The organism is uncultured Streptococcus sp., assembly GCF_963516575.1.
In the GTDB taxonomy this organism is placed as follows: domain Bacteria; phylum Bacillota; class Bacilli; order Lactobacillales; family Streptococcaceae; genus Streptococcus.
In genome coordinates this window covers 26,704-40,275 of record NZ_CAUQCP010000015.1, presented here as the reverse complement: position 1 = coordinate 40,275, position 13,572 = coordinate 26,704, and the positions used below count along the sequence as shown (strand labels likewise).

At 36.9% G+C, this 13,572-nt stretch carries 13 protein-coding genes and 1 pseudogene; 4 read left to right on the top strand and 10 right to left on the bottom strand.

Annotated elements, in window-relative coordinates; genetic code table 11:
• Positions 1-205 (bottom strand): alpha/beta hydrolase (locus tag RWM06_RS03985; RefSeq protein WP_313970191.1); only part of this gene is annotated, 205 nt, incomplete at its 3' end.
• Between the two features lie 323 nt (positions 206-528).
• On the opposite strand from RWM06_RS03985, the gene RWM06_RS03980 reads away from it, so the two are divergent.
• From RWM06_RS03980 to RWM06_RS03965, 4 genes are read left to right on the top strand one after another with little or no spacing between them, the layout of a single operon-like run.
• Positions 529-774, top strand: a complete 246-nt coding sequence (locus RWM06_RS03980) for a hypothetical protein (RefSeq protein WP_001813542.1) — start codon at positions 529-531, stop codon at positions 772-774.
• Entirely contained in the window at positions 771-1,106 is a 336-nt protein-coding gene (locus tag RWM06_RS03975) for a hypothetical protein (protein ID WP_000806926.1), read from the top strand. The genes RWM06_RS03980 and RWM06_RS03975 overlap by 4 nt, the downstream gene beginning before the upstream one ends.
• Positions 1,107-1,118: 12 nt before the next feature.
• Entirely contained in the window at positions 1,119-1,487 is a 369-nt protein-coding gene (locus RWM06_RS03970; protein ID WP_000567222.1) for a hypothetical protein, read from the top strand.
• Complete coding sequence (locus RWM06_RS03965; protein WP_001072467.1) at positions 1,474-1,773, top strand: DUF5960 family protein; 300 nt, start codon at positions 1,474-1,476, stop codon at positions 1,771-1,773. Before RWM06_RS03970 ends, RWM06_RS03965 begins: the two co-directional genes overlap by 14 nt.
• 117 nt (positions 1,774-1,890) lie before the next feature.
• Here RWM06_RS03965 and msr(D) read toward each other — a convergent pair whose 3' ends face one another.
• The 9 genes and pseudogenes from msr(D) to RWM06_RS03920 form a co-directional block, all read right to left on the bottom strand.
• Positions 1,891-3,354 (bottom strand): ABC-F type ribosomal protection protein Msr(D), encoded by a 1,464-nt coding sequence (msr(D), locus tag RWM06_RS03960; RefSeq protein WP_000420313.1) that lies wholly within the window; start codon positions 3,352-3,354, stop codon positions 1,891-1,893.
• A 119-nt stretch (positions 3,355-3,473) separates the two neighbouring features.
• Positions 3,474-4,691 (bottom strand): macrolide efflux MFS transporter Mef(A), encoded by a 1,218-nt coding sequence (gene mef(A) / locus RWM06_RS03955; protein ID WP_000417519.1) that lies wholly within the window; start codon positions 4,689-4,691, stop codon positions 3,474-3,476.
• Between the two features lie 385 nt (positions 4,692-5,076).
• Positions 5,077-5,247: a hypothetical protein gene (locus RWM06_RS03950; RefSeq protein ID WP_000873143.1), complete on the bottom strand. Its 171-nt coding sequence runs from the start codon at positions 5,245-5,247 to the stop codon at positions 5,077-5,079.
• Positions 5,248-6,274: 1,027 nt separating this feature from the next.
• A complete protein-coding gene (locus tag RWM06_RS03945) occupies positions 6,275-8,362 on the bottom strand; it encodes a heavy metal translocating P-type ATPase (protein WP_049495788.1) in 2,088 nt (695 codons plus the stop codon).
• Positions 8,331-8,708 (bottom strand): metalloregulator ArsR/SmtB family transcription factor, encoded by a 378-nt coding sequence (locus RWM06_RS03940; protein ID WP_049495785.1) that lies wholly within the window; start codon positions 8,706-8,708, stop codon positions 8,331-8,333. Before RWM06_RS03940 ends, RWM06_RS03945 begins: the two co-directional genes overlap by 32 nt.
• Positions 8,709-8,722: 14 nt before the next feature.
• Positions 8,723-9,538: pseudogene (locus tag RWM06_RS03935) on the bottom strand (ZIP family metal transporter).
• A gap of 590 nt (positions 9,539-10,128) precedes the next feature.
• Complete coding sequence (locus RWM06_RS03930) at positions 10,129-10,728, bottom strand: hypothetical protein (RefSeq protein ID WP_049495783.1); 600 nt, start codon at positions 10,726-10,728, stop codon at positions 10,129-10,131.
• A gap of 364 nt (positions 10,729-11,092) precedes the next feature.
• Positions 11,093-12,883: a recombinase family protein gene (locus tag RWM06_RS03925; RefSeq protein ID WP_313970190.1), complete on the bottom strand. Its 1,791-nt coding sequence runs from the start codon at positions 12,881-12,883 to the stop codon at positions 11,093-11,095.
• A gap of 457 nt (positions 12,884-13,340) precedes the next feature.
• Positions 13,341-13,565 carry a helix-turn-helix domain-containing protein gene (locus RWM06_RS03920; RefSeq protein WP_000919629.1) on the bottom strand — a complete coding sequence of 75 codons (225 nt, stop codon included), beginning with the start codon at positions 13,563-13,565 and terminating at the stop codon, positions 13,341-13,343.
• Positions 13,566-13,572 lie beyond the last annotated feature (7 nt).

Sequence of the window (13,572 nt, the reverse complement as noted above, 5' to 3'; positions counted from 1 at the left end):
AGTCTAGAATCTCCAAAGCAGAATCTTCAGTAGAAACATAATCAAGTTGATATTCCTCGCCGTGGCCATTCAAAGTGGGTAGAATAATACGATATTCTTCTGACAAGATTCGTGCTTGACGAAGATAATTCCACCAAGAACTTCCACCACCATGTATCAGTAAAATAGGAGGCAAATTCTTATCACCAAATTCATGGAATTTCATGTTTAAACTCCTTACTGTAGAACTTTCACTAGCTACACCCATGTTTAATCAGCTCGTACAAGCAGTGATACCGCCTCAACATGTGCTGAGAGCTTTCTTCTATACTAATAGACGAAAGGGTGTGAAAATGATTTTTAAATGATACTGTGGAACGGAACAGTAGCCCTAGTATTGACTACTGTCGTTTCTATTCATATTGGCTATTCTAGGACTGAGATGAAAAAATCTATAAATGCTCAGAATAAAATTGAACCCGCAAATCTCCCCAAAACAATGGTGAGTCATGTACTTGTATTATTCCGAAAAAATACACCTCTGGTGCAGTGAGACAAATTGGTGTATCTTATAGTGGCTTCGTAGATGAAAGCTATACTCTACTATCACTCTTTGATGATGTAGAACAAATTGAAAAAGATAATAGACTTCAGACAGCTATTGATGTTGTCAGAGAACAGTTTGGTTTTTTAGCCATACAAAAAGGAACCGTCCTAACTGAAGGTTCCAGAAATATTGAACGCAGTAAACTTATCGGTGGTCATTCCGCGGGTGGATTGGAGGGATTAAAATGAAACAAGAAAAAAATACAGTACAATTTTCAGAAATCCGTAGCAAAGGATGTAATGATATTGAAATGCTTGAAAGATTTTTACATGGAATCGTTGAAACAGCAACTTCAAAACTTCGTCAGAGAAAACTCAAAACAACTGAAATATCGATACGACTAGTACATGCTAAATCTGAAAACCGATTACCATTGGAATTTACATTTAGCATTAAGCCAACAAGCTCATCTGTGATAATCTATACTGAGGTAATCAATCGCTTTAAAGAATGTTACACAGGTGGGGGAATTCAAGGTTTTACGATTCAATTTGATAAAAATACCCTTGCCTCTGCATAGAAAGGATTTGATATGATTGACCGTTCATATTTACCATTTCAATCAGCAAGAGAGTACCAGGATACAAAGATGCAAAAATGGATGGGCTTTTTCCTATCTGAACATGCATCAGCACTCTCTGATGATACAAACAAAGTAACGTACATGTCTGACTTATCACTAGAGAAGAAATTATTACTCCTCAGTCAAGTATACGCCGGGCAGCTACGCACACGCATTCAAGTGATTGAAAAAAACAAGCGTGTTTCCTACACTGGAACAATACCAAGTCTGACCAAAGATTTCATTTTGATAAAAACTACAACAGGTCACATCAATTTGAAATTAAAAGACATTATTAGTATTGAACTTGTCGAGGAGGTGCTCTATGAATCAGCTTGAGTTTCAGCGTAATCACCTACAAATGGACTATTATAGCGAGAGCTACCAAGATTTTGAACGTGACTTCTACCGCTACTCTAACATGAATATTCCATTGACCTTCCTAACTGATGATATCCTAAAAACAATGGCGACTTCACGTAAGAATTACTTTGTCCTCAATAAGGAAAAGTCCAGAGATAACCGCGATCACTTCTTCATATTTGAAGTAAGTACCGTAGATGAGAATCCGCTAATCTATCATTATACATATAAGAAAACTACAATATATTTAGCAGAAAAATAGGAGCAGTTCAATTGACTGTTCCTATTTTTAATATTCATAAAATCTAAAGTCTTTATACTCTTTAACAATGGAGTCGCCAACCAGAACAGACTATACTGACCAGCGACTACCTTAAATTTAATGTTTCAGATTTATTTTCTTATCTCTAATTTCATAAACTACATCTGCTACATTTTCGAGTAATCGTTTATCGTGGGTGATAAACACGATAGTTCCGGTGTACTCCTTCATTAGTATTTCCAAAGCCTCTAAACTTGGTATGTCAAGGAAGTTACTGGGTTCATCCATTATTAGGATGTTATATCTACCCATGAGCATTTTAGCAAGCAACAATTTTATAATTTCTCCACCGCTTAAAACAGATAAACTTTTTCCAATATCGTTCTGTTTGAACCCCATAGATGCTAGCACTGAACGAATTTCTGATATATTGTAGTCACAATCCTTCTGCATAAACTCCATAACATTCTGATTACTGTTGTACTTGTAACCATTCTGTGCAAAGTAACCTATTTTTGCCTTAGGCGAAATAGAAATTCCTTCTTCATGGTTTAAGATCATTTGGATTAAAGTTGTTTTTCCGATTCCATTACCACCAGTTAACGCCACTTTTGCTCCTAACGGAATTTGAAAAGATGCATTTTCAAACAGAGCCTTATCCCCAAATACTTTATTAATTTCTGCACCGACTATAGGGTATGGATTATGGAGCTCCAATGCTTTACTTTGCCTGAAACGAATTCTGCGAATGCCTTCCGGAGCTTCTACTTTTCCTAAGGCCGCAATCCTGTGCTCTAGGGTTTTAGCAGCATTATACATCTTTTTTTCCTTACTTCCTATTGATTTTTGATGAGCTAAACGCCCTCCGTCTTCAGTACTTTTTTTCTTTGAAGAACCTTTTGCCTTCTGTTCTATTTTACGAGCCTGTTTTCGCTTTTCCTCCGCAGCCCTTTCCAATCGGGCACGTTCCGCAATAAATTGTTCGTATTCTGCAGCTTGGCTCTTACGTTCTTCCTCTTTCTGACGAAGATAATCAGAATAGTTTCCCCAATACTCAGTGATTTTGCCATCTTTCAGTTCCCATATTTTATCTACTATTTCATCAAGAAAATAGCGGTCATGGCTAATAACTAACAGTGCACCTGTAAAATATTTTAGCTGTCCTATTAGAAAATCAATTCCTTCACGGTCTAAATGGCTCGTAGGTTCATCCGCTAAAATACCATGAACCTGTGCCGATAAGGCCTGTGCTATTTTAAGCCTTGTTTCTTCACCACCGCTCATAGTCTGTATATTTAATTGCTCAACACCTAGCTTGCCTACAAGTGCAAAATCTTTTTCCTCCTGCAGAGTTACTTCGTCCAACTGGGGAATATAGGCAAGTTCACCCAGACGATTCATTTTACATCCTGGGGGAGTTAATTCTCCTAAAAGTACCCTGAGTAAAGTGCTTTTTCCAGCACCATTTGCTCCTACTAAACCAATACGGTCATAATCATATACTTCTAATTCATTTATATCTAAAACATCGCGTCCTTTGAATTCCACACGAATGTCTTTTGCTTTTAATATTAATTCCATAACATTTCCTCCTGTCTATAATCGCATGCTTTCATTTGCTTGTATGCAGGGAAAACCCTGCGATTTTAGCAGGAAGAGTTACATGAAAATAAGATACATAAATATTCCTCCAATATTGTTTATTTTAAATCTAATTTTCTAACCTCAGTTATCATTTGGCAAACTATAGCAATGCCAATAATTAAAATACCTGATAGTAAAAACCAATGATTTACACCGATTTTATCAGCAAAGAATCCAGAAAGAATTAACCCAATTGGCATAGCAAGTGACATGATACTTCCGATCAAAGAAAATACACGTCCTAAATATTCAGGCTTAATTTTCTCCTGAAAAAGAGCTGTTTGCACACCGCTATAAAATGGCACCGAAAGCCCCATTATTGCACAGCAAACTACGAATATTACAAATCCATTTGGAGGAAGTATTCCCGAAACGGCTAAACTGGTCCCCATTATAAAAAATGAACTTGTTATTAGTAATACATGCTTTTCGAAGCCCCCTAATCTTCCTAATAATAAGCCTCCTGCTAGCATCCCAAATGCAAAGGAAATTTCCGTAATAGAAATATGCACAGGCGTTCCATTAAAGTGTTCCATGCTTATTAAAGGAAATAGTGCATTGATTGGCATATAAACAAAAGTATATAGTGTTCCTAAGAGTAATAAGGCAAACAATCCTTTGTTTTGTCTCAGAACCACAACTCCTTCTTTCATCTCCCTTATGAAATTTGGTTCTAAACTTTGCACTTGATTACCCAGCTTAGGTATACGTACAATTGCTACCGTAATAGATGCAATCACAGCACCCAATACGTCGATGGCAATAATAGCATTTAAATCCCAAACGGAGTATAAGAGTGCTGCAACTGCCGGACTAACAATATAGCTTATAGACTGCAAAGACTGACTATAGCCTGCGCATTTCGTTAGCTGTTCTTCTGGTACTAAAAGTGGTGTAACCGCATTGAGTGCTGGGGTATGAAAAGCTGTTCCAATGCTACGGATAAACAATACTATCATAATCATCCAGACAGGTAGCTCCATACAGAATGCAACAATAGCAAGCACTGCACCAGCTGCTGCGATAATTAAATCGGCACCAATCATTATCTTCTTCCTATCATGACGATCCACTAGCACACCAATGGCAGGTCCCAAAATCGCATAGGGTAAAAAACCTACTAATGAAGCCATAGACAAGACCATCGCAGATCCTGTTTTTTCTGTAAGGTAAAAAATAATCGCCATTTGCAGGATGGCACTAGTGATTAATGATACTGCTTGCCCTGCCCATATTGCATAAAATTTTCGTTTCCAATTGTTGTATTTTTCCATTTATATTATCTCCTGCATATTATTTTGCTTGAATTTCTATTTTGAATAGCATTCTAGGCAATAAAAAATGCAGGCCAAACCCCACAATGTGGCTTTTGGTCTGCATACATACAATTTGGAAACATTCATATTAAAGACATAGTTAAATAAAGGTATAGTTAAATAACCAATATCCTCACCGTAACTAATGAATGCTCAATATCGTATAAATAAGCACAACAAAAAAGCCTATCATCGGGTATAGATTCTGCTTTTTTTATTGCCAGCTTATCTTAAACGCATTGAGGCTGTCATAGTTTCGGTTCCTCCTACATCTTTGTTTATATCAATTTATAGTATAACACAACAAGATGATATGTTCAATATAAAAGTTATGGAATGAGACTCATACTTCCAATTCGATGCCAGATTTAAAGGATATGACGAAGTTTTCTTCATAGACTGTAACGCTCTGGATTATCTTCCTTAGTAGCAAGCGATTAGCTTTCACAAAATCTTCTGTTTGTAGTTTTAAAAATTCATCAGGATTTTCTAACTCAACCTCAAAATATTTCATTTTACATTCCCTCATTTCATTTATTGATAAATTGAGTTTGCAAAAAAGAGTGGACAATTTTTGTCTACTCTTAACCTTTAAAATAGTTTTTTTTAATCGATTTGAAGTTGCCTAAATTATTACTTATTCGGTAAAATGAAGTATTGCTTTCAACAGATTTCCTTCAACTACACTTCACTTGATTCAAACAAGGTGGGTACATTTCTATTCCCACAAACTCCTTGTCAATGGAAACAAACACGTACCCACAGGGTAAATGGAAATAGAAACTGATAATTTCTAGCTATCACTTCTACTCATTCCAAAAATTTTCTCACTCTGATACTTACCCACCATAAAGCAAAAAGCCTTGCAATCAAGGCTTTCATTATCCCTTTCGTTCAAAGGTTTCTAAGCTTTTACGAGCAGAGCGACACACTCAGCGGTTCGCTATCTCCGTTCTGTCTGCGTGCTAGCACTTGTCAATCACGGACAGCTATCGCATGGGCGGAAGTAAATGCTAATCTTCGTCGTTTTACTCCTTGACTAGCAAACTTACCGCCTCAACATGGTGCGTCTGTGGAACTCAAAAGGTTCAGGGAACCTTTTGAGGTTTAACTGCGTTTCACTAACAAACTCACACACTCAATGTGTGGAGTTAGTCAACATCTATATTATATAACGAAAGTGATAGAGTTGTTGTTTAAAATTAAACTTTAGAATGAAAATATTTAAAAAAAGTAGATCACTTTTAGAAGTGTCCTACTTGTATTATTTTTATTTAAAAAGGGATAAATCCTTAACAAAAGGGGTGTACTCCCGCGCCTTCGGGAAGGAAAAAAAGAAATGGCGCAAAATCAAGGTTTTATTTTTGAAATTTACCAGAAAATACCCTTAATGAAAGTAACGTAGTTCTTGTTGATGGTCATAGTGTGTTCTATTGATGCACGTTCAACGGTTACTAGATTTAGGTTAAAATCGTTAAAGCCCATATCATAGTTTAAAAAAGCGATTATACAAAAACTTGTATATCGCTCTGTTTGTTCACTTACTTTGACAAAGTGGAGGTATCTATCCTCAAGGTCCTCAATGCATTCCATACTGCCAGTAGCGTTACACCAACATCTGCAAAGATTGCCTCCCACATATTAGAAATTCCCAATCCACTTAGAACCAAGAAAATTAGTTTAACTACAATAGCCAAGGTCATGTTTTGCCGAGCTATTCTGACTGTCTTTTTAGCCAGTCGAATGACTTGAGGAAGTTTTCCAAGGTCATCATCCATCAGTACAACATCTGCTGATTCAATGGCTGCGTCCGAACCTAGCCCTCCCATAGCAATACCAACATCTGCCCTAGCAAGAACCGGTGCATCATTCACTCCATCTCCAACAAAGGCAACAGCCTGCTGAGACTGAGTCAGAATTTCCTCAAATGTACTCACCTTATCCTGAGGCAAGCAATCTCCAAATGCATCATTGAAGGCAAATTGCTGTGCAAATTCATCAACCACTGCCTGACGATCACCTGAAAGGAGAACCGTTTTTTTAATTCCGACCGCCTGTAAATCCTTCAAGGCCTCGATGCTCGTCTCCTTCACTTGGTCTGTGATAAGGAAATAGCCTAAAAAGTGACTGTCCTCTGCCAAATAGAGAACTGTTCCTGTGCTGTCAATAGCTGGATAAGCAATCCCTTGAACTTCCATTAATCTAGCATTCCCAAGATAGAGCTGTCTGCCATCTATCCTACCGGACATGCCCTGCCCTGGTAGCTCGGTAATCTGACTCACCCTATTCTCGTCCACTTCCTGTCCATAGGCTGTTCGAATCGAGTTTGCGATTGGATGATTGGAATAGCTTTCCAAATGGGCAGCGAGGTACAGAATATTATCCTCGATACCTTCTGCGTTGACAACGGTATCTACCGCAAAGATACCTTTTGTAATTGTCCCCGTCTTATCAAATACGACCGTATCCAACTTGGCAAGAGCCTCTAAATAATTTCCACCTTTCACTAAGACACCTAATTTAGATGCTCCCCCTAGCCCGCCAAAGAAACTCATTGGTACCGAAACCGCAAGAGCACAAGGGCAAGAAATGACTAAAAAGGTAAGTGCCCGATAAAGCCAAGTCGACCACTCCCCTAAACCAAGCAAGGGAGGCAGGCTTGCAAGCAGAAAAGCGATTCCGACAACCACTGGTGTATACACACGCGAAAAACGTGTGATCATCCGTTCCGTCTCCGCTTTTTTATTGCTTGCATTTTCAACTAATTCCAAAATTTTGTTGACCGTTGATTGCGAAAAAGTCTTTCTCACTTCAATTACCAATGGACTAGTCAAATTGATCACACCACTTGTAATGTCCTCACCAACGCCAATTTCCCTAGGCAGTGATTCTCCTGTCAAGGCTGACGTATCCAGAATAGAACGACCTTTTCTGACCAGACCATCTAGGGGCACCTTCTCCCCAGGCTTAACTAAAATATGGTCCGCAACCCTTACTGTTTCAGGGTCTACTTGAACGGCTTCTCCCCCCTCTAGTCTCCAAGCCTTATCCGACCGAATATCCATCAATTGTGCAATGGACTGACGAGATTGAGAGGTGGCCTTGTCTTGGAAATACTCCCCAATCTGATAAAAAAGCATGACGGCTACTGCCTCTGGAAATTCTCCCAAGAGAAAGGCTCCTAAGGTCGCGATACTCATCAAAAAGTTTTCATCAAAAATATTGCCACGTTGAATATTTTGAACCATCTTGATAAGAACCTTATGACCGATAATGATATATAGGGTCAGATAATAGACCAGACGAATCCAGAAATACTCCTCTGGCAGGAAAAAGCCGAAGGCAAATAGAATCGTAACAGCAAGTAGCAGCTCTTTCGCCCAATCTCGTTTTTCTGGAAGTGCCTCTTCCTTTTTATCACTGATCACTTCGATTCCAGGTTCAATAGCATCTACTAAGTCAATAATTTCCTTATCTATCCCATCTTCGCTTTTTGTTTCCAAAGTCAGCTTTTGAGCTATCAGATTGACAGTGGCAGATTCTACCTGCTCCAATTGATTGACAGCACGTTCAATCTTAGCAGCACAATTGCCACAGTCAATTCCCCGAAGTACATACTCTTTCTTCATGTTTTTCCTCCTTCAAATGCTTCAGTGTCAAAGACAAGACTGATGCGACATGATTATCCGCAAGTTCATAATAGGTCATCTTTCCTTTTTTCTCCCCCTTGACCAATTGGCAGTCCCGCAGATAGCGTAGTTGGTGAGAAATAGCAGACTTGGTCATCTGTAACGCAATCGCTAAGTCTCCGACACAAATTGGATTTTGCCGTACTGCTTGTAAAATCCGCAAACGAGTTGGATCAGAAATCGCCTTAAAAAAATTGGACATATTTAGCAATGTAACGGTATCAAACTCCGTCTCATGGACCCCTTGAATTAAATCTGGATTACAAGCTGTTAAACACTGTGACATATTTTGTATTCCTCCTATCCTAAAGTTGTATCAAGTAACATCATAATTAGAAATCCGTCCATAAACTCACCTGTTGCAATATCGGTATTCTTGTGTTCTTGAGCACCTGGCACAAGTTTTTCCACTACAACATAAATCATGGCTCCTGCCGCAAATGAGAGAGCATAAGGTAGTAGCTGGGGCATAGACATAACAGCATAGGCCCCTAAAACAACTGCAATCGGCTCAACAATCGCTGACATGGCGCCATAGTAGAAAGCTGATTTCCTACTTCGCCCTTCTGCCCGTAGCGGCAAGGACAAGGCAGAGCCTTCTGGAATATTTTGGATACCAATTCACAAGGCTAATCCAAGGGCACTCATCCACGTAAAGGAAAGTCCAGTTGTGGCATTTGCCACACCAACTGCTAAGCCCTCTGGTATATTATGAATCACTACCGCCAGATAAAGCAGCATGGTCTTTGATAAGGGTCTTTGGGGATTCAAAATCCCTTCCTTATCACTCATCTGTTGATTCAAATGCAGGTGGGGAACCAAATAATCAATAAAGCGGATAATTAAGCCCCCGACAATAAAAACCAACAGCCGTCGGCAACCAGTAAAATCTGTTTGCAGCCATTGACTGGCTATAGCCAAATGAAAGGACAAGCAAAGACCAGACTGCAGCTGCCGTCATAATACCCGCTGCCAAGCCCATCATCATATCCATGAATTTTTGATGAATGGTTTTGACAAAAAAGACCAAACTAGCACCGATAATGGTACAAAACAGGTGAATAAGCCAGCTAATAAAGCTTGCATTACTGGTGATAGAGATGAAAAAAATGACATCTTATACCTCAATAATCGATAATAGTTGAGCAACTGTTCAACTATTACCATTATAGTTGAACAGTTGCTCAATTGTCAAGGAAGAAAGTAAAAAAGCTATGAGAAATCCCCATAGCTAGGTGGGTATGTTTATTCCCATTACCTCCTAGTCTATGGAAACAAACACATACCTATAGGGTATTCTACTCACTCTGATACCTATCCTACCATATAAGAAAAATAGTTCCACAAACCATCATAGTGATATCTGAAAATAAAAAAGGGGGGCCAAAACTATTCCCACAGACACCTCACATGCAGGAACATTTTGAACCTCCACTGAGTATGTGGAAATAAATTTCAGACATTACTGCTATCAATAATACTATCTCAACTCAGACTGTTAGATTTATACTTCACTCAAAATTCAAAAAAGGCTTAATATCAAGCCTTTTGTAAACCCTGAAACGGTAGACTATATCTTTTTCTCTCCAGTAGTCCCAAAACCTCAACATGTTCTTATATCTAACTTTTCCTTCTATAAATTGACTCAAGTTAAATTTCGTGTATTAGAGAAATTGAAATATTCTCTTTCTAATCTATAACTATACCTATTCCGTTCGAGTTTCAGCTAAATATATTCCCCATTCAGCTAATTCTTCAGGCGAATCATAAACAGTTTTTTCATTACTTTCATAGATTTCAGAGATTCCTGGCGAGGTCTTAGAAAAAGTTTTCCAAGCAGTCACTAGTTCTTCTACAAATTGAATATTATGAGGTTCAAAAAAGTCATTAAATTTCGATAGTTCTTCACTATAAATTGTCACAACATTATAGCTATCAAGCATAATCTCATCATGACTTTTATGCCCACCAAATCCAAACTTACTTAATCCATCATTAATAAGCAAATCACCGTATCTAATCAACAGTACTAGGCATTCCTCTCTTGAACAACCATCAATATAATAAACATCCTTATGGGATTCCTTGATAATATTCTTTGCTATCACTTTTTCTCTATCAATACTAACAGGCAATTCCAAAATAAAAAACAAGGGCTCGTCATGAATCGCAATAAAGTGTTGAAAAACCTCTAATATTTTTTCTGCGTGTACATTCGCCATCAAATGATGTTCAGTTAACTTTGTAAATGATTCAAATAGGCTTTCTACCAAGCTAACTTGATGAACTTTTACTAAATTCAACATTACACATCCTACAGAAAATTAAAACGGTAACTTCTCAAAGTAACTTCCACTTTCCTGACCAAAGTGGAAATTAGTTTGGGAATTTACCTAAAAATTAAAACTCAAGCTTTGCTAAGAAATTCATCACAACAATTACAAATTTCCTCAAGACCAAATCTTGGCTAAGTTTCATATATAAGAGGTGATGCATTAATTCCCAGAAAGCCATGCTCATAGGTAATAAATGTACCTCCTACGTGTAACTGGAAATATAAACTCAATAACACCACCTATCGGACCAAAACACTCAACTTCTGCTCTCAGTCTGATACTTCCTCATATATCAAAAAAATCTTACAATCAAGGCTTTTGATTACCCCTTTCGTTACAAGGGTTCTAGGCTTTTACCAGCAAAGCTACACACTCGACGTGCGCTGTTTTCTTTATTTGTACACTTTTTTTCGTCATCGGTTACGGCATTAAAACACAATTTATCATTTTCTATTTTAGCATTCTTCCTTTTAGATTTGTAAGATTTTGCATCTTTAGTCGAAGAATCTCCTGTTTTAAAAATTATAGTCAACATTGCTGGATCAATTTCTCCATCAGAATTTATTCCGCCTACTATAATTTTTTCTACGATACTTTCAAAAATGTCCTTGTCAAACTCAGTCAAAGTCTTTTGTGAAGTTAAAATTTCTTTAAAATTCTCTAATCTACTTTTTATATCAACTTCTGATTTTAAAGTTACTTCTAAGTTTACTTTTTCTTCTAAAAGTTTTTCTTTCTCAATTTGTATTTGATTAAATTTATCTTCATATACAGAATCACTTATTTTTCCATCAAGATTCATTGAAACTAATTTTTCTTCTTTTTTGTACAACGAATTTAATTTACTAACTATCTTATTCAATTCCACTTTTAAGGTATCATCAGTAAGCTCTTCTTTTATAATTTCAAGAAAGTCTTCAGTTAGGTTATGATTTTCATAAAACAACTGTTGGTAGCTCTGTAAAAAAGCATTTTCTATTGCTTTTTCCTCTATTCCTTTACTATGAGTGCAATACTTTTTACCTCTCTTTATAGATGTTGTACAGTGCCAAATAATCTTTTTGTACTCTGAACTAGAGTGCCAACTTCTTCTAGACAGAACAGTACCACAAAAACCACATTCCAATCTACTGCTAAAAGGGTACATTCTTGAATATCTTTCTCGTTTACCTTTTGTATTTGCTATGGTTTTCTTGTTACCTGCTCTTCGTAATCGAATTTCTTGCGCCTGTGTAAAAGTTTCTGGACTAATTATTGCATCATGATTATTTTTAATGTAGTATTTATCTTCTTCACCAAAATTTATCAAACGTCTTTTACTAATGGGGTCAACCGTGAAAGTTTTTCCCATTAGAATATCACCTTTATACTTCTCGTTTTTAATAATTCCTAAAACTGTTGTATCTTGCCAGTGATCAAGACCTCTCGGAGTTTTATAACCTAGTTCATCCAGTTCTCTAGCTATTGCCTTACCCCCAATACCATCAATGTATCTTTCAAAAATATAACGTACTATCTTGGCTTCTTTTTCGTTTATTGATATTGACTTTGTATCTTGATTATAGTCATAACCAAGACAACCTTGAAAACCAATAAGTTCTCCACGTTGCATCTTCATTTTTAAACCTTTTTTAACATGGGCAGATGTATTTTCAACTTCCTGTTGAGCCACTGAACTTAATATCGTTAATAGTAACTCACCATCCATAGTTAAAGTATCAATGTTTTCTTCTTCGAAAAATACTCCAATTTGTTTATCTTTAAGCAAACGAACATATTTGAGAGTATCTAATGTATTTCTAGCAAAGCGAGCAATGGCTTTGGTAATGATATAGTCTATTTTTCCATCAAGGCAATCTGAAATCAATCTTTGAAAATCTTGTCTTTTTCCAACTTGAGTTCCTGAAATCCCTTCATCAGCATAAATGTCAACCAAATTCCAATCTTGGTGCTGTGATATATACTCTCTATAATGACGAACTTGAGAATCATAGCTATTTTTTTGATCATCACTATCGGAACTAACACGACAATATGCTGCTACTCTCCTCGATAAAGAACCACTATTATCATTTCTTCTAGTTACTAAAGGATTTGCTTTTATAATTTCAACGTTATTTGACATGGCTTAACCTCCTATTTCTCTGCATTTATTTTACCGCAACCAATAAAAAAGGTCAGCTAATTTGTGTATATTTTACGCAGTTTCAGCTTTATTTTTTCATATTCTTTTTCGCTAATAAGTTTTTTTAAAAATAATAGATTTAGCATCTCTAGCTCGACTATATAATTTTCTAAATTTGATTTCAAAAAATCACTTCCCTTTTATCTTTTATCAATCTCCTCCATGGCATGACTGATGAAGTCATCATAAGAATTTCACTTGCTGCTCTTTTACGTTGGCAGCCTGAACGGTCAGAAGTATCATTGTATATCATTTGTATCATGGCATATAAAGTATCGCTCTATTTTATTGATGGTTTTAATATCGCTCTTATCATGGCGAGCCATTCAAATCTGCTCCACAAATGAGGAAAGTACCATTTTGGACTATTCAATTGTCAATGTGCTTTCTTAATCTACTACTTTTTGGAGTAATGGTCTTCTTTATTATCCACTCGACCTACAAGGTAGTCTAGACTCACCTTATAAAAATCTGCAAGTTTGATAAGGTCATTTATAGAGATTAGCCTGCTACCAGCTTCCATTTTAGAATAAGATGATCTTGTACAATTCAAAACGATTTTCGCAATATATTCTTGTGTCAAATCATCATCTTCACGTAAATCTCTAATCCTTTTCAACATTTGTTGT

Coding starts and splice junctions, on each gene's coding strand:
- RWM06_RS03975 (WP_000806926.1), top strand. CDS start 771: ATGAAACAAGAAAAAAATACAGTACAATTTTCAGAAATCCGTAGCAAA.
- RWM06_RS03970 (WP_000567222.1), top strand. CDS start 1,119: ATGATTGACCGTTCATATTTACCATTTCAATCAGCAAGAGAGTACCAG.
- RWM06_RS03965 (WP_001072467.1), top strand. CDS start 1,474: ATGAATCAGCTTGAGTTTCAGCGTAATCACCTACAAATGGACTATTAT.
- RWM06_RS03950 (WP_000873143.1), bottom strand. CDS start 5,247: ATGAAATATTTTGAGGTTGAGTTAGAAAATCCTGATGAATTTTTAAAA.
- RWM06_RS03945 (WP_049495788.1), bottom strand. CDS start 8,362: ATGAAGAAAGAGTATGTACTTCGGGGAATTGACTGTGGCAATTGTGCT.
- RWM06_RS03940 (WP_049495785.1), bottom strand. CDS start 8,708: ATGTCACAGTGTTTAACAGCTTGTAATCCAGATTTAATTCAAGGGGTC.
- RWM06_RS03930 (WP_049495783.1), bottom strand. CDS start 10,728: ATGTTGAATTTAGTAAAAGTTCATCAAGTTAGCTTGGTAGAAAGCCTA.
- RWM06_RS03925 (WP_313970190.1), bottom strand. CDS start 12,883: ATGTCAAATAACGTTGAAATTATAAAAGCAAATCCTTTAGTAACTAGA.
- RWM06_RS03920 (WP_000919629.1), bottom strand. CDS start 13,565: ATGTTGAAAAGGATTAGAGATTTACGTGAAGATGATGATTTGACACAA.